The 15843-nt window shown below is 67.8% G+C and carries 13 protein-coding genes; 6 read left to right on the forward strand and 7 right to left on the reverse strand.

From position 1 onward, the window contains the following. Positions 1 to 12: 12 nt before the first annotated feature. Positions 13 to 1092, reverse strand: coding sequence for a class II fructose-bisphosphatase (gene glpX, locus W7U_RS02130; RefSeq protein WP_026071430.1), 1080 nt, complete (start codon positions 1090 to 1092; stop codon positions 13 to 15). A 55-nt stretch (positions 1093 to 1147) separates the two neighbouring features. Here glpX and W7U_RS02135 point away from each other — a divergent pair, with 55 nt between their 5' ends. Then, a complete protein-coding gene (locus W7U_RS02135; protein ID WP_008254364.1) occupies positions 1148 to 1849 on the forward strand; it encodes a DUF4245 domain-containing protein in 702 nt (233 codons plus the stop codon). 12 nt (positions 1850 to 1861) lie between these two features. Then, positions 1862 to 2659, forward strand: coding sequence for a dienelactone hydrolase family protein (locus W7U_RS02140; RefSeq protein WP_008254365.1), 798 nt, complete (start codon positions 1862 to 1864; stop codon positions 2657 to 2659). Between the two features lie 7 nt (positions 2660 to 2666). On the opposite strand, the gene W7U_RS02145 is transcribed toward W7U_RS02140, so the two are convergent. Continuing rightward, positions 2667 to 3938, reverse strand: a complete 1272-nt coding sequence (locus tag W7U_RS02145; RefSeq protein ID WP_014381969.1) for a glycosyltransferase — start codon at positions 3936 to 3938, stop codon at positions 2667 to 2669. 220 nt (positions 3939 to 4158) lie between these two features. Between W7U_RS02145 and W7U_RS02150 the strand changes: the two genes are divergently transcribed. Further along, positions 4159 to 7380 (forward strand): amino acid adenylation domain-containing protein, encoded by a 3222-nt coding sequence (locus tag W7U_RS02150; protein WP_332479042.1) that lies wholly within the window; start codon positions 4159 to 4161, stop codon positions 7378 to 7380. A 58-nt stretch (positions 7381 to 7438) separates the two neighbouring features. Further along, positions 7439 to 8983 carry a carboxylesterase/lipase family protein gene (locus tag W7U_RS02155; RefSeq protein ID WP_008254370.1) on the forward strand — a complete coding sequence of 515 codons (1545 nt, stop codon included), beginning with the start codon at positions 7439 to 7441 and terminating at the stop codon, positions 8981 to 8983. Here the strand turns inward: W7U_RS02155 and W7U_RS02160 are convergent. The 4 genes from W7U_RS02160 to W7U_RS02175 all read right to left on the reverse strand — a co-directional run bounded on the left by W7U_RS02160 (position 8980) and on the right by W7U_RS02175 (position 12244). Then, complete coding sequence (locus W7U_RS02160) at positions 8980 to 10080, reverse strand: NAD-dependent epimerase/dehydratase family protein (protein WP_036428590.1); 1101 nt, start codon at positions 10078 to 10080, stop codon at positions 8980 to 8982. The two genes, W7U_RS02155 and W7U_RS02160, sit on opposite strands and share 4 nt — an antisense overlap. Positions 10081 to 10141: 61 nt before the next feature. After that, positions 10142 to 10411 (reverse strand): exodeoxyribonuclease VII small subunit, encoded by a 270-nt coding sequence (locus W7U_RS02165; RefSeq protein WP_008254374.1) that lies wholly within the window; start codon positions 10409 to 10411, stop codon positions 10142 to 10144. Next, on the reverse strand, positions 10401 to 11648 hold the full coding sequence (gene xseA / locus W7U_RS02170) for an exodeoxyribonuclease VII large subunit (protein WP_009953445.1): 1248 nt from the start codon (positions 11646 to 11648) through the stop codon (positions 10401 to 10403). Before xseA ends, W7U_RS02165 begins: the two co-directional genes overlap by 11 nt. Continuing rightward, positions 11645 to 12244, reverse strand: coding sequence for a lipid droplet-associated protein (locus tag W7U_RS02175; RefSeq protein ID WP_008254377.1), 600 nt, complete (start codon positions 12242 to 12244; stop codon positions 11645 to 11647). The genes xseA and W7U_RS02175 overlap by 4 nt, the downstream gene beginning before the upstream one ends. Before the next feature lie 89 nt (positions 12245 to 12333). On the opposite strand from W7U_RS02175, the gene W7U_RS02180 reads away from it, so the two are divergent. Next, the gene (locus W7U_RS02180; protein ID WP_008254378.1) at positions 12334 to 13332 is read left to right on the forward strand and encodes a 4-hydroxy-3-methylbut-2-enyl diphosphate reductase; all 999 of its coding nucleotides are present in this window, start codon (positions 12334 to 12336) and stop codon (positions 13330 to 13332) included. Positions 13333 to 13378: 46 nt separating this feature from the next. Here the strand turns inward: W7U_RS02180 and W7U_RS02185 are convergent, their stop codons facing one another. Further along, a complete protein-coding gene (locus W7U_RS02185) occupies positions 13379 to 14524 on the reverse strand; it encodes a DUF6542 domain-containing protein (RefSeq protein WP_193375016.1) in 1146 nt (381 codons plus the stop codon). 129 nt (positions 14525 to 14653) lie between these two features. Here W7U_RS02185 and ychF point away from each other — a divergent pair, with 129 nt between their 5' ends. Next, a complete protein-coding gene (gene ychF / locus W7U_RS02190; protein ID WP_008254380.1) occupies positions 14654 to 15727 on the forward strand; it encodes a redox-regulated ATPase YchF in 1074 nt (357 codons plus the stop codon). Positions 15728 to 15843 lie beyond the last annotated feature (116 nt).

Here is a 15843-nt window from a genome sequence, read left to right on the forward strand (position 1 = left end):
TCGATCTGGCGGTCAGGGCAGGGGATAGGCGGCAGAACTGTCGCCGGTGAAGTCGATGGCGGAGTATTCGTTGAGCTTCGAAAGCCGGTGGTAGGCCTCGATCATGCGGACGGTGCCCGATTTCGACCGCATGACGATCGACTGGGTGGTGCAGCCGCCGGGGTAGTACTGCACGCCCTTGAGCAGGTCGCCGTTGGTGACCCCGGTGGCGCAGAAGAAGACGTTCTCGCCGGACACGAGGTCCTCGGTGGTCAAGATCTGATCGAGGTCATAGCCGGCGTCGATGGCCTTTTGGCGTTCCTCGTCGTCGGTGGGGGCCAGCTGCGCCTGGATGGCGCCACCCATGCACCGGATCGCGGCGGCCGCGATGATGCCTTCCGGCGTACCGCCGATCCCGGCCAGCATGTCGGTGCCCGAGTGCGGCCGGCAGGCCGAGATCGCGCCCGCGACGTCGCCGTCGGTGATCAGCCGGATGCGGGCCCCGGTGGCCCGGACGTCCTCGATCAGCTGGGCGTGCCGCGGCCGGTCGAGAATGCATACGGTCATGTCGCGCACCGACAACGCCTTCACCTTCGCGACGGCCTTGATGTTCTCGGCGATCGGCGCGGTGATGTCGAGCACGTGCGCCGCCTCGGGGCCGACGGCGATCTTGTTCATGTAGAAGACCGCCGACGGGTCGAACATCGCGCCGCGGTCGGCCACCGCCAGCACGGAGATGGCGTTGGGCATGCCCTTACTCATCAGTGTGGTGCCGTCGATCGGATCGACGGCGAAGTCGCACTCCGCGCCGTCCCCGTTGCCGACCTCTTCGCCGTTGTAGAGCATCGGCGCGTGGTCCTTCTCACCCTCGCCGATCACGACCACGCCGCGCATCGACACCGAGTTGACCAGCTCGCGCATCGCGTCGACGGCCGCGCCGTCACCGCCCTCTTTGTCGCCGCGGCCTACCCAGCGTCCGGCCGCCATGGCGCCGGCCTCGGTGACCCGGACCAGTTCCAAGGCCAGGTTGCGGTCTGGAGCCTCACCGCGCGGCCGCGCTTGCGCTGGAGCTCGGCCATTGGCGGTGGACGAGCGGTCGCCCTCAACTGTCATGGTTGCTGATTGTCCCAGAAGCGGATCGGTCCGCTGGAACTGGGATACTCGGGGGATGACCGAGAAGCCGCCGCTGAATGCCAGCTCGGACGGCTCTGTGGCCGACGAGCCGGCCCCGGCCGCCGGGCCCGCGCCCAGGCCGGCGAAGCCTCGGCTGCTGCAGGACGGCCGGGACATGTTCTGGTCCCTGATTCCGCTGGTCATTGGCTGCGTGGTGCTGGCCGGGCTGCTGGGCATGTGTTCGTTTCAGCTCGACAGCCGCAGGGGCCCCATCCCGTCCTATGACGCCGCGGCGGCCCTGCGGGCGGACGCGGCGACGCTCGGCTTTCCCATCCGCCAACCGCAGTTGCCCGGCGGCTGGCAGGCCAACTCCGGGCACCGCGGCGGCATCCCCAACGGGCGATCCGACCCCGCGACGGGTCAACGCGTGAACGCGCCCATCTCGGTGGTCGGATACATCAGCCCGAGCGGCATGTATCTGAGCCTGACCCAGAGCAACGCCGACGAGGACAAGCTGATCAACTCGATCCATCCGTCGGCGTATCCCACCGGGGCGGTCGACGTCAGCGGGACCAACTGGGTCGTCTATCAGGGGTCCGGCGAAAGCGGCGCGGACGCCGAAGCCGTGTGGACGACCCGGCTAAGCGGCCCGGGCGGCGCGACGCAGATCGCGATAACCGGCGCCGGAAGCAGCGATCAGTTTCGTACGCTGGCCTCGGCGACGCAATCGCAGCCGCCGCTGCCGACGAGCCGATAGAAGGGGACTCGCATGGGTGCACCGGAGGCCGATCTGTCCGGGTGGTCGGCGGCGCCGTTCAGCGGTGGCGGCTACACTCACGACGTCTACCGCAAGGGCGCCGGCCCCGGTGTGGTGCTGATCCCTGAGCTGCCCGGAATACATCCCGGCGTGCTGGGCTTGGGTAATCACCTGGTGGACAACGGTTTCACCGTCGCCATCCCGTCGCTGTTCGGCGAGCCGGGCCGTGCCAAGACGGCCGGTTACCTCGTCGGCGCCATCGGGCGAGCCTGTGTGGCAAGGGAATTCGCGGCGTTGGCGCTGAACAAGCAGCGGCCGGTGTCGGCGTTCCTGCGCGCGCTGGCGCGCGACCTCAACGCTTCGACTCCCGGCAAGGGCGTCGGCGTGATCGGCCAATGTTTCACCGGGGGATTCGCATTGGCCGCCGCGGTCGACGACAGCGTGCTGGCCCCGGTACTGTCGCAGCCGTCGGTGCCGTTCCCGCTCGGCGCCGCTCGGCGCCGCGACCCCGGCCTGAGCGAGTCCGAGCTGACCACCGTGGCCGACCGCTGCGCCACCGACGGCTTGTGCGCCATGGGATTACGATTCAGCGAGGACAAACTGTCGCCGGGCGAGCGGTTCGCGACGCTCAAGGAGCGCCTCGGGGACGCGTTCGAGGTGATCGACATCGATTCGGGCCCGACCAACCAGCACGGCTTCGGCAAGGCGGCGCATTCGGTGCTGACCGATGAGGTCCGTGAAATCGACGGACACCCCGCCTACGAGGCCCGTAAACGCGTGGTCCAATTCCTCACCGAGCGGCTCACCTAGCGGTCCGCTAGGCCGACCGCCTCGAACTGGCGAAATTCTCGGCGAGATCTGCTGCCTTGGCGACGCTTTCGGCGGGTGTCGTCATCCGGGCGGCAAGGTCGCGAGCTCGGATTGCGTACTCCGGCGCCAAGATTCGGCGCAGGTCTGCGACGAGCGATTCCCGGGTGGTGGCGGATAGGCGGCGGTGGGTGCCCACCTTGAGGCGGCGTTTCACCTGGGCTCCCCAGATGATCTGATTGCCGTCCACGGACAGGACCAGGGTGGGAATTCCGGCACGCAGACTTGCGGCGGTGGTGCCCGATCCGCCGTGGTGCACGGCGGCCCGGCACAGGGGAAAGATGGACGCGTAATTCAGCGCGCCGACCACCTTGACGTGATCGGAATGCGGGACGTCGTCGAAGTCGCTCCAGCCGGCGCAAATCAACGCCCGCTCGCCCAACTGCGCGCACGCCCCGCTGATCATCTCGATCGTGTCGGACGGAGATTCCACCGGCATGCTGCCGAAGCCGAAGAAAATCGGCGGTGTTCCCGCGGCAATCCACGATGCGGCCTCGTCGTCGGCGCCCGTCGCCAACTCCATCGTCAGCGCGCCCACGAAGGGCCGTTGGCGCCGCCATTTCGCCCATTCGGCCGCCAATCCCGGGAAGGCAACCTCGTCGTATGCCTGAATTTCCAAGGCTCTCAATGCGGCAATTCGTCGCGGTGAGGAAGACGTTGTCTTCGGCAGGCCGAGTTCGCCGCGCTGCGCGTCCTCGAGCTTTTTGCTCAGGCGCCACGTCAGCCAGTCGAACGCCCGCACCGCGAAGCGAGAGGCCGGTGCCGGCAAGATCGCCACAACCTGGCCGTTGGGACGCATCGGAACATGGTGCAGGGTAACCAACGGAAGACCATGGTATTCAGCCACATTGGCGGCGATTTCCTGATAGGTCTGCCCGGCGAGTACCACGTCGGCCCCCTCCGCCAACGACTTCAATGTCTCGTTCATGTGCGCCCAAGACTGGTCGGTGACCTTCTTGATTTCGAGCCCAGACCGCGATATGTCCCGAACCCTCCAGAACCTGCTGAACAGCGTCGTGGTGAAGGTGCGAAACGCGTCCATCCAGGCGTTCGTCTCCGCCCCGTAGGGCACCGCGGACAGGCCGGCCGATTGCGCGAAGCCGACCAAATCGGGCGGGACTGCGATGCACACATCATGCCCTCTGCGCTGCAGTTCGCGGCCGATAACAACAGCAGGCTCGATATCGCCTCGAGTTCCATAGCTTGCCAGCGCAAATCTCATGACGGATCTCAAACTTTCAATCGAGTGAAACCGGGACGGGTCACGTTATCTCTGAGTACAATTCGGACCATTTCACGATGTCGTCCAGGGGGCTGAGGAAATCAGTGTGCCTAATATCGCTGCACTCTATGGCAGCTCTCTCGGCGTGTGAACGGTAAAAATGGAATCTGATGGCGGCGCGTTACCGGCGGCCGCGGCGGCCGAACCGGCCAAGAGGTTATTGTCGATCGACCTACTCGATGCCGATGAACACAGCCAGCTCGACGAATGGGGCAACCGAGCGGTGCTCGCACAGCCGGCCCGCACGCCGGTCTCGATTCCGCAATTGTTCGCGGCGCAGGTGGCCCGCGACGCGGAGGCGGTAGCGATCACGTGCGGGAGCCGCTCGATGACCTACGGCGAGCTGAACGCGGCATCTAATCGATTGGCGCACCTGCTCGTTGACCGCGGCGCCGCCCCCGGCGAGCGTGTGGCGATGCTGCTGCCGCGCTGCGCCGAGGCGATCGTGGCGGTCCTGGCCGTGATCAAGACCAGGGCGGCCTACGTGCCGATGGATCCGGCGCACCCCGACGCGCGCCTCGGGATGGTCCTCGGTGACGCTGCCCCGATCGCCGTGATCACCACCGCGGACCTGCGTCTGCGGGTGGACACCTCGGACGTGCCCGTCATCGACATCAACGACCCCGCGATCGACGCCGGAGTTGCTGCCGCGTTGCCGGCCCCCACCGCCGACAACCTCGCCTACATCGTCTACACCTCGGGCACCACCGGCATGCCCAAGGGCGTGGCCGTCACGCACCGCAATGTGACCCGGCTCCTCGAGTCACTCGACGCCGAACTGGCGCGGGGACAGGTGTGGACGCAATGCCATTCCCTGGCCTTCGACTACTCCGTCTGGGAAATCTGGGCTCCGCTTCTGTACGGCGCTCGGCTGCTGATCGTGCCCGACGGTGTCGTGCGTTCGTCGGAAGAATTCCACGCACTGCTCGTGCGCGAACAGGTCAGCGTCTTGAGCCAGACCCCGTCGGCGTTCCACGCGCTGCAGACCGCCGACGCGCTGCACTCCGAGATGGGGCAGCTGAACCTCCAGACGGTGGTCTTCGGCGGCGAAGCGCTTGAACCGCAACGCCTTGCGTCGTGGTTCCGTAATCATCCGGGGTCGCCACGGATGATCAACATGTACGGCATCACCGAGACGACGGTGCACGCCTCGTTCCGGGAGCTCGCCGTCCGCGACGTCGAGAACAGCGTCAGCCCGATCGGCGTGCCATTGGAGCATCTCGCCTTCTTCGTGCTCGATAAGTTCCTGCGTCGGGTGTCGGCGGGCGCCGTCGGTGAGCTGTATGTGGCCGGTGCGGGAGTGGCCTCCGGATACTGGGGCCGGTCCGGGTTGACGGCGTCGCGGTTCGTGGCGTGCCCGTTCGGCGATGCCCAGGCGCCCGGTCAACGTATGTATCGCACGGGCGATCTGGTGCGCTGGGACGCTGACGGTGAGCTGCAGTATGTGGGCCGCGCGGATGAGCAGGTGAAAATCCGCGGATATCGCATCGAGCTGGGCGAGGTCAGGGCGGCACTCGGCGCGCTGGACGGCGTCGAGCAGGCGGCCGTGATCGCCCGTGAGGACCGTCCCGGCGACAAGCGCCTGGTCGGCTACGTCACCGGGACCGCCGATCCGGTCAAGGTGCGCGCGCAACTGGCGGATCGATTGCCGGAATATATGGTGCCGGCCGCGGTCGTGGGGCTGCAGGCTCTGCCGCTGACGGTCAACGGCAAACTCGACACACGCGCCCTGCCGGCACCGGAGTACCGGGACGCCGACCGTTACCGCGCGCCGGGAGACGCGGTCGAGCAGGTCCTGGCCGACATCTATGCCCAGGTCCTCGGTGTCGATCGGGTCGGCGTGGACGACTCGTTCTTCGACCTGGGCGGGGACAGCGTGTTGTCGATGCAGGTGGTGGCCCGGGCGCGCGCGGCCGGTGTGGCGTGTCGACAGCGCGATGTCTTCGTCGAGCAGACGGTGGCCCGGCTTGCGCAGGTGGCCGTCTTGCTCGATGGCGAGGCGGCGGAGGTCGACGAGGGCGTCGGTGCGGTGGTGGCCACCCCAATCATGCGCTGGCTACACGATTTTGACGGTCCGGTCGATGAGTACAACCAGACGGTGGTGCTGCAAGCTCCCGCCGGAGTGACCGAGGCCGACGTCGTCGTCGTGCTGCAAGCCCTGCTGGACCGCCACGCCATGCTGCGGCTGCGCGCCGCGGACACCGGGAACGGGGATTGGTCGCTGTGGGTACCCGAGGTAGGGGCCGTGGACGCCCGCGCCTGCCTGCAGTCGGTGGATGCGCTGTCCGACGAGGCGCTCGTGGCCGCGCGGTCACGGTTGAATCCGGCGACCGGGGCGATGTTCACCGCGTTGTGGGTGCCGAACACGGGCCAGTTGGCGTTGATGATTCACCACCTGTCCGTGGATGTGCCGTCGTGGCGAATCCTGTTCGAAGACTTGAACATTGCATGGGCGCAACATCACCACGGGCAGCCGGTCGAATTGCCCACTGGTGGAACATCGTTCGCGCGGTGGGCGGCGATACTGAGTGAGCACGCGCGCAGCCCGGCGGTCGTGGATCTGGCCGACGCATGGCGCCAATTGCTGGCGACGCCCGCCGCGTTGCCCGCGGTGCGACCGGCGGTCGACACCTACGCCCGCGCTGGTCACCTGTTGGCGACGCTGGATATCGAGACCACTCACCAGTTGCTGGGCGAGGTGTCGGTCGCGTTTCACGCTGGGGTGCAAGACGTTCTGTTGATCGCGTTCGGGTTGGCCTGGAACGAATTCCTCGGCGCCGCCGGCGCACCGATCGGTATCAGCGTCAAAGGTCACGGCCGCGCCGAAGAACTGCGGCGCGACGTCGACCTGTCGCGCACCGTGGGATGGTTCACCAGTAAGTACCCGGTGGCGCTGACGGTGGGTGAATTGCCGTGGGCGCACGTAGCCGCCGGCGGGGCCGCGCTGGGGCCGTTGATCGCGGCCGCTTTGCAACGGCTTCGCGCCATGCCTGACGGTCTGACCTACGGTCTCCTGCGCTATTTGAATCCCGAAGTGGGACTGGCTGGTTCGGAGCCGACCATCGAATTCAACTACCTCGGGCGGTTTGACGCCGATGCGGCCGTTCTGTCCGAACATCTCTGGCGGGTCGACGAGGACGCCATGGCGACCATCCCCGCGGCGTCGGCGATACCCACGCCGCTCGGCCACACCGTGGAATTCAACGCCGCCCTCCTGGATACCGGTACCGGCCAGCGCCTGCACACGACATGGACGTGGGCACCCTCGGCACTGGACGAGGAACAGATCCAGCGGCTGAACCGGCTGTTGTTCGAGGCACTGACCGGCATCTGCGCGCATGTGCGGCACGGTGGCGGCGGTGAGCCGGCACCGTCGGCCTGATCGTCGACGATAATGGCGAACGACCCTGTTGAGCTCACTCGGGAGATTGTGCACGCGCATGGCGATCGACGACCTGGTGGTCGAAACCAGCAACGGCCCGGTCCGCGGCGTCGACGACGGCCGCGTCAAGGCGTGGAAGGGCATCCGCTACGCGGCGGCGCCGGTGGGCGACTTACGTTTTCGGGCGCCGCAACCGCCCGAGCGCTGGACCGAGATCGCCGACGCCACCGTGTTCGGGCCGGCCTGCCCGCAGCCGGTCTTTCCCAACATGCCGCTGGATCTGGGCGCACCGCAGGGCGAGGACTGCCTGCGGCTCAACGTCTGGGCATCCTCTGAGACCCGGCCCGGGGACGCCAAACCGGTCCTGGTGTGGCTGCACGGCGGCGCCTACGTCCTGGGATCGAGCAGCCAGACGCTCTATGACGGCAGCAGGTTGGTCAGCCACGGCGACGTCGTCGTGGTGACGGTCAACTATCGGCTCGGCGTGCTCGGCTTCCTCGACCTGACGTCGTTGGACACCGCGGGGCGACGGTTCGACTCGAACGTCGGGCTGCGCGACGCGCTCGCGGCGCTGGAGTGGGTGCGCGACAACGTCGCCGCCTTCGGCGGCGATCCGCACCGGGTCACGCTGTTCGGTGAATCCGCCGGGGCGGGCATCGTCACGACGCTGCTGGCCAGCCCGGCAGCCGACGGCCTGTTCGCCGGCGCGATCGCGCAAAGCTCGCCGGCCACCTCGGTGTACGACCGCGACCGCGCGCACCGGGTCACCCAAGCCTTCCTCGGCAAACTGGGCATCGCCCCGTCGGAGGTGCAGCGGTTGGTCGACATGCCGATGGCGGCGATCCTGGCCGCGTCGCAAGAGGTGTTCGACGAAGTGCCGGCGCGCAACCCGGGAACGCTGGCGTTCGTGCCGATCGTCGATGGCGACGTGCTGGGCGATTACCCGGTCAAGCTGGCGCAGGAGGGCCGCACCCACCCGGTCCCGCTGATCATCGGCACCAACAAACACGAGGCGGCACTCTTCCGGCTGATGCGCTCGCCGCTGATGCCGATCACCCCGAGCGCGATCACCTCGATGTTCAACCAGATCGCCGCCGAGCAACCCGATTTGCAGTTGCCCACCGAGGAGGAGATCGGCTCGGCGTATTCGCGATTGCGGCGCAAGGCGCGGAGTTTGAGCATCGCCACCGACGTCGGCTTCAGGATGCCCTCGGTGTGGCTGGCCGAGGGACACGCCCACGCGGCACCGGTCTACCTGTACCGGTTCGACTACTCCACCCCGTTGTTGAAGCTGCTGACGGTCAGGGCCGCGCACGCCACCGAATTGCCTTACGTCTGGGGGACTCTCGGTGCGCCCAAGGATCCCACGCTGAAGCTCGGCGGCACCAGAACCGCCAAGGCGGTCTCCAAGAGGGTGCGCACCCGATGGATCAACTTCGCCGCGCACGGCGCGCCCGCGGGAACCGCCGGTGAGCCGGAATGGCCGCGCTACCGGGCGACCGATCGTGCCTGCCTGCTCATCGGCAAGAAGGACACCCTCGCCCATGACGTCGACGCGAACATCCGCGCCGCCTGGGGCAGCGAGATGGTGAGCTTTCGCTAACCGGATGCCTTGGCCGTCAACGCGTCTCGCTTCATCTGCTCGAACATGCCCACGTAGTATGGCAGGCATTCCGACAGCGCCTGCTCCGTGGTGAACAGCGGTTGATAGCCGAGGTCGCGAGACGCTTTGGCGATCGAGAAGAAGTTGTCCAGGTACAGCCGCTCGACGGCCAGTGGCTCGAGCAGCGGCGCGGGTATCCCAAACCGGAAATGCAGCCGTTGCCAACCCGTCATCGCCGCGCGCACCACGAGGCCGTTCACCCGGACGCGGGGCCAATTCTCGCCGCAGGCCTCGATCACCGGCCGCGCGAACTCGAACATGTTGATCGGCTCGGCGTCGTTGATGAAGTACGCCTGACCGGGTGCGGTGCCGCCGGGTACCAGATGCTGGGCCGCCAGGATGAAACCGTGAATCAGGTTGTGCACGTAGGAGTTGTCCAACCGGGCCGATTTGCGGCCGATCAACACCTTGACGTGACCGGCGATCACGCTCTCGAACAGCTTGCGGAACATGGTCTGGTCGCCGCGGCCCCAGATGCCGCTGGGCCGAATCGCACACGTCAGGAGGCCGTCAACGTTGTTCTGGCCCAATACAAATCGCTCGGCGATCACTTTGGTCTCGGTGTACAGATCGTTGAACCGGTCGGTGTAGGGCAGCGTCTCGTCGCCGCCCGCGATGTTCTGGCCACCCATCACGACGCTGTTCGACGAGGTGTAGACGAAGCGCTGCACCCCGGCGGCCTGCCCGGCGCGGACCAGGTTCTCGGTGCCCCCGACGTTGACCCCGAAGCTGCGCTGGCGGTACTCCTCGGTCACCGACACGCCGCCCATCAGGTCGATGATCGCCGCGGTGTGAAACACCGTGTCGATGCCGTCGACCGCTCGGGCGCACACGGCCGTGTCGGTGATGTCTCCCTGCAGCACCTCCAACTGGGGATGCTCCGGTAGCGGCGAAGGGGCGCGGTCAAACGAGCGGACCTGATGCCCGCGGTCGAGCAGGGTGGTCACCAGGTTGGCGCCGACGAATCCGGACCCCCCGGTGACCAGGACGCGGCCGAGCTCGGCCGTCAGAGATGCATCACCCATGCGCGAAATCATAACTGAAACGTGTTCCAGTTCGGAAAAAATCTTTCAACGCAGCCCTCCGATGTTGCGGGTCTCAGGCGTCGTCGGCGTCGCCGGAGGCGAGCGCGTCCTCGATCCGCTTGCGGGCGCCAGCTAAATGTTCCTCGCAGCGTTTGGCCAGCTGTTCGCCTCGTTCCCATAGCTGCAGCGACGCATCGAGGTCCAGCCCGCCCTGCTCCAGCAGCCGCACGACCTCGATCAGTTCGTCCCGGCACGCTTCGTAGCCCAGCTGACTAATAGGTGTAATGGATTCGGTCCCCTCCGGCTCGGCGGGGCCCTCCCCGGCGTCATTCTTACGGGCCATCGGCCGGCCCCTCGCTGACGGCGGCCACGGCGCCGTCGGCCACCCGCACCCGCAAGCGGGTGCCCGCCGGCGCGTCGTCGACCGAACGCAGCACCCGGCTCTCGGCGGGACCGACCGATTGCACGACCGCATAGCCGCGCGCCAATGTGGCCGCCGGGCCCAGCGTCGCCAGCCGCGCGCTCAGATGGCCGATCCGTTCGGTTTCAGTGGCGGCCAGCCGGGTGATGTCGCGGCGAATCGCCGACCGGGCGCGGTGAATCTCCTCCGCGCGTGCCTTCAGCGCCGTCAGTGGCTCGGCGAGCACCGGGCGGCTGCGTATCTGGGCCAGGTCACGTTGCTCGCGAGATACCCAGTTGCGCAACGCCTGTGCGCTGCGCCGGCGCAGGTCGTCGATCAGCCGCTGTTCGGCCGCGGTGTCGGGAACCACCTTTTTGGCCGCGTCTGTCGGGGTGGCCGCACGCAGATCGGCGACCAGATCGCACAGCGGGTTGTCGGGTTCGTGGCCGACGGCGCTGATCACCGGGGTGCGGCACGCCGCGATCGCGCGGCACAGCGTCTCGTCGGAAAACGGCAACAGGTCCTCGACGCTGCCGCCGCCGCGGGCGAGGACGATGACGTCGACGTCGGCGTCGCGGTCGAGCTCACGTAGGGCGTCGACGATCTGCGCAACCGCGCTGGGCCCCTGGACCGCCGTGTTGCGCACCGCGAAACGCACCGCAGGCCAGCGGGCCGCCGCCACCGTTCTCACGTCGCGCTCGGCCGCGCTCGCCCGGCCGGTGATCAGGCCGATCATGTTGGGCAGGAAGGGGATTGGGCGCTTGAGCCGCGGATCGAAGAGCCCTTCGGCGTCCAACAGCCTGCGCAGCCGATCGATGCGTGCCAGCAGCTCTCCGACCCCCACCGCGCGAATCTCGCTGAGCCGCAACGAAAATGTGCCGCGACCGGTGTAGAACGAGGGCTTGCCGCACACCACCACCTGCGTACCCTCGGCCAATTTCACCGGCGCATTCAGCACCAGGTCGCGCGGGCACGTCACGCTCAGCGACATGTCGGCGGCGGGGTCACGCAGCACCATGAACACGGTCTTGGAATCGGGCCGCATCGAGACCTGGGCGAGCTGACCCTCCACCCAGACGGTGCCCAGCTTGTCGATCCAGCCGGCCACCCGGATCGCCACCGCGCGCACCGGAAAAGGGTTTTCCGCGGAATTCGGTTCGGACGTATTGGCTCGGGTCACTTCGCGTTCGCGCGGGTGATCCTGTTGGCGAGCAACGTCTGGAACGGGGCGCGGCCCTTGGTCGCCTGCTCGTAGGCCAGCAGGTCTTCGAGTTCATCCACGCTCAGCGATTGCAGACGGGCCCGCAGCTGGGCCAACGTCAGCGCCGAGTAGTCCAGCTCGGTGGCCACCGCCGGCTGCGAGACCGACGCGCCGGCCGCCGGCTTCTTCGATGGGCGGGCGGGTTTGGTCAGCGCGCTGGCATCTTCGTGCGCGTCGGCCACCGAGTACAGCGCGAACCGTCCCTCGGCCCGGCGTTCGCCCTCGCCGCCGTCGGTCACCGTGGCATAAGCCCCGTCGATCGCGTCGGCCACGTCCTCGTCGAACGTCGCCCATTCCGGCTTCTCGTCCTTGGGCGGGAAAATCGACTCGAGGGTGCTGTCCCCCTTGATCACCAGCTCGGCGAGGTTTTGCTGGAAGCGCATCACGATGTGCGCCGCCTGACTGGCCAGTGTCATCGGGTACATCAGGATGGTTTTCGGCAGCCTGATGGTCTCCTCAACGGCGACCGTCGCCGCGCCGACCAGCAGCCGAACCCCATACGGTGCAGTAGCCATGGGTCCAAGATTGCCTTAAGCGGCGGCTAACTCCAAGCCCGCCGCCGCGAGCTGGCAGCCCCGTGTCGGCAGAACGTACCCTGGGGGACATGCCCTCGACCGTCGACATGGGGATTCCCGGCGCAGCCAGCTCGGTCGCCGTCCCCCCGACCCGCAAGCGCGTGCTCCTGGCGGAGCCGCGCGGTTACTGCGCGGGCGTGGACAGGGCCGTCGAGACCGTGGAGCGTGCGCTGGAAAAGCACGGGCCGCCGGTCTATGTGCGTCACGAGATCGTGCACAACCGGCACGTGGTCAGCACGCTGGAAAAGGCCGGTGCGGTGTTCGTCGAGGAGACCGACGAGGTGCCCGAAGGCGCCATCGTGGTGTTCTCCGCGCACGGCGTCGCCCCCTCGGTGCACTCGGCGGCCGCCGAACGCAACCTGCACACCATCGACGCCACCTGCCCCCTGGTCACCAAGGTGCACAACGAGGCCCGGCGATTCGCCCGCAACGACTACGACATCCTGCTCATCGGCCACGAGGGCCACGAGGAGGTCGTCGGCACCGCCGGGGAGGCGCCCGACCATGTGCAGCTGGTCGACGGGGTCGCCGCCGTGGACAACGTGACGGTCCGCGACGAGGACAAGGTGGTGTGGCTCTCCCAGACCACGCTGTCGGTCGACGAGACCATGGAAATCGTCGAACGGCTGCGGCAACGATTCCCCAAGCTGCAGGACCCGCCGAGCGACGACATCTGCTATGCCACCCAAAACCGGCAGGTTGCGGTCAAGGCGATGGCGCCGGAGTGCGAGCTGGTGATCGTCGTCGGGTCGCGCAATTCGTCGAACTCGGTGCGCCTGGTGGAAGTGGCGTTGGGCGGCGGGGCCGCCGCGGCCCACCTGGTCGACTGGGCCGACGACATCGACCCGGCCTGGCTCGAGGGCGTCACCACCGTCGGCGTCACGTCCGGGGCGTCCGTTCCCGAGGTCTTGGTGCAAGGGGTGCTCGAGCGGCTCGCCGAGTGCGGCTTTGACCTGGTGCAACCGGTCACCACCGCGCAGGAGACCCTCGTGTTCGCGCTGCCGCGCGAGATCCGCTCAGCCCGCTGACGGGGCTTGGACCGCTGGCGGTGACCCGCTACGCCGGGCCGCGCCGTTAGACGTCGTACTCCCAGGATTCCGCCGCGGGCCGTCCGTGCGCGCGACCCGGTGTGCGTGAGCGACTCCGGCGCTCGGTGTGCGGCTCCCGCGGTTGGTCCTGGGTGCCGCCACGGTAGCGGACCTGCGAGATGGGGTGATGCGTGCCGCCGCTCCCGGTCGACGGCGGCCGCCGGCGCCGCGGCTCGTAGGGCTCGCGGCTCTCCTCGTACCTGTCGCCGTAGGGCTCAAAGCCGTCGAAACGGCTGCCGCGGGGCGCGGGCCGGTCGTAGGGGCGCTCGTAGGGATTGCGGCGGGTGCGCGGCTCGCGGCGCGGCTCCCGGGGGGCTTGGCCGCGCAAGTCCGGGTCGCCCTCCGGCCTGGGCCGGCGCCGTGACCGACGGGGCGGTTCGGCGTCGTAGTCGCGGGCCGACCGACGGGTGCTGCGCCTTGGGCGCTCGGGCCGCTCGACCGATTCGTCGTCGAGGGGCGGTCGCGCATGGCGGGAGCGGGCGCGCGTGGAACGCGTGGCGGAGCGACCGTCACGCGCCGTTCGGCGGGTCCTGGCCGACGAGCCCGACGTGCGGCCGCGGCGCGACTCGGTGGCCTCGTTGGTGTCGTCGGCATCGGGCTGCAGCGCCGACTGCAGTTTGGCGCCGATGCTGTTGAAGAAGGACTTGACGTCGACGCCGGTGGCGCCGGCGGAATCGGCCGCGGTGCTCGCCGCCTTCGCGCCCTGGGCGTTTCCGAAATACCAGCGGGCCAGCCCGATCGCCAGGACGGCGCCGGCGGTGCCCAGCATGAGCGGGAAGCGCTCGATGAGTGGATAGCCGCAATTGATCAGCAGGTCTTTGAGGCGGCCGACCTTGGCGTCGTGGAAAAGCCAGTAGGCACCGGGCACCGCGCAGAACAGGATCAGCGGCGGCTGGATGATGGTGGTGAAAATGCCGTCTTGGCGCACCGCGAGCACCGCCGCCACGCAACCCGCTATATAGAAGCCCGCGAAGACGTGGGTCAGTTCCTTGTGACCAGCGTCGATTCCGTAGCCGATAGCCGTCGCGGTCACGGCGATAAGCAGGGCCGCATACCAGGGAGCGCCTGGGATGTTGGGGTGGACCGAACGGTGAGCACTATCCACCGTCGCACTAGCCCGCTGTGCTGACACATGTAGACCGTACCGGGAATGGACCGAAAGGCTCGTAAATACCTCGTAGCGATCCTGTGGCGTGCCCCATTCTCGCGCACCATCGGCCGCGTGAGGCCCGCGCCGCCGTGCCCCTAGACTTGGCTCCCTGTGAGCCTGAGCCTGGGAATAGTCGGCCTGCCGAACGTCGGCAAGTCCACTTTGTTCAATGCGCTGACCCGGAACAACGTGGTGGCGGCCAACTACCCGTTCGCGACGATCGAACCCAACGAGGGCGTCGTTCCGTTGCCCGATCCGCGGCTGGACAAGCTGGCGGAGATGTTCGATTCCGAGAAAATCGTGCCGGCGCCGGTCACATTCGTCGACATCGCCGGGATTGTGAAGGGCGCGTCCGAGGGCGCCGGGCTGGGCAACAAGTTCCTGGCCAACATCCGCGAGTGTGACGCGATCTGTCAGGTGGTGCGGGTGTTCGCCGACGACGACGTCGTACACGTCGACGGCAAGGTCGATCCGCGCTCCGACATCGAGGTGATCGAGACCGAGCTGATCCTCGCCGACATGCAGACCCTGGAAAAGGCCGTGCCGCGGCTGGAAAAGGAAGCCCGCAACAACAAGGAGCGCAAGCCCGTGCACGAGGCGGCCGTCGCCGCGGAGGCGGTGCTGAACTCGGGCAAGACGCTGTTCGCGGCCGGCGTCGACGCGTCCCTGCTGCGCGAGCTGAACCTGATGACCACCAAGCCGTTTCTGTACGTGTTCAACGCCGACGAGTCGGTGCTGACCGACGATGCCCGCAAGGCCGAGCTGTCCGCGATGGTCGCCCCCGCCGACGCGGTGTTTCTGGACGCGAAGATCGAGGCCGAGCTGCAGGAGCTCGACGACGAGTCCGCCGCCGAGCTGCTCGAGTCCATCGGGCAAACCGAGCGGGGGCTGGATGCGTTGGCGCGGGCCGGTTTTCACACACTCAAGCTGCAGACCTACCTGACGGCGGGCCCAAAAGAGGCGCGCGCCTGGGTGATTCACCAGGGCGACACCGCTCCCAAGGCCGCCGGGGTGATCCATACCGACTTCGAAAAAGGCTTCATCAAGGCCGAGATCGTGTCCTACGACGACCTGATCGCCGCGGGTTCGATGGCGGCGGCCAAGGCGGCCGGCAAGGTCCGCATGGAGGGCAAGGACTACGTCATGGCCGACGGTGACGTGGTGGAGTTCCGGTTCAACGTGTAGCGGCAAGCGAACCAGTAGCCAAGGCGGCCGTCAGCCCTGTCTCAGCGCCCACGCGTCGATATGGGAAGGGAGCTTGGACTGATGTCAGCCGTTGTAGGACTCGCGATAGAACGGCA

The sequence above is a fragment of the Mycobacterium sp. H4Y genome (assembly GCF_000364405.1).
GTDB classification, from domain to species: Bacteria; Actinomycetota; Actinomycetes; order Mycobacteriales; family Mycobacteriaceae; genus Mycobacterium; species Mycobacterium intracellulare.

What these genes read in the sequence shown, in the direction of transcription:
- W7U_RS02175 (WP_008254377.1), bottom strand. Translation starts at nt 12,244, where the DNA reads ATGGCTACTGCACCGTATGGGGTTCGGCTGCTGGTCGGCGCGGCGACG.
- W7U_RS02180 (WP_008254378.1), top strand. Translation starts at nt 12,334, where the DNA reads ATGCCCTCGACCGTCGACATGGGGATTCCCGGCGCAGCCAGCTCGGTC.
- W7U_RS02160 (WP_036428590.1), bottom strand. Translation starts at nt 10,080, where the DNA reads ATGATTTCGCGCATGGGTGATGCATCTCTGACGGCCGAGCTCGGCCGC.
- W7U_RS02135 (WP_008254364.1), top strand. Translation starts at nt 1,148, where the DNA reads ATGACCGAGAAGCCGCCGCTGAATGCCAGCTCGGACGGCTCTGTGGCC.
- W7U_RS02165 (WP_008254374.1), bottom strand. Translation starts at nt 10,411, where the DNA reads ATGGCCCGTAAGAATGACGCCGGGGAGGGCCCCGCCGAGCCGGAGGGG.
- W7U_RS02145 (WP_014381969.1), bottom strand. Translation starts at nt 3,938, where the DNA reads ATGAGATTTGCGCTGGCAAGCTATGGAACTCGAGGCGATATCGAGCCT.
- W7U_RS02155 (WP_008254370.1), top strand. Translation starts at nt 7,439, where the DNA reads ATGGCGATCGACGACCTGGTGGTCGAAACCAGCAACGGCCCGGTCCGC.
- W7U_RS02140 (WP_008254365.1), top strand. Translation starts at nt 1,862, where the DNA reads ATGGGTGCACCGGAGGCCGATCTGTCCGGGTGGTCGGCGGCGCCGTTC.
- glpX (WP_026071430.1), bottom strand. Translation starts at nt 1,092, where the DNA reads ATGACAGTTGAGGGCGACCGCTCGTCCACCGCCAATGGCCGAGCTCCA.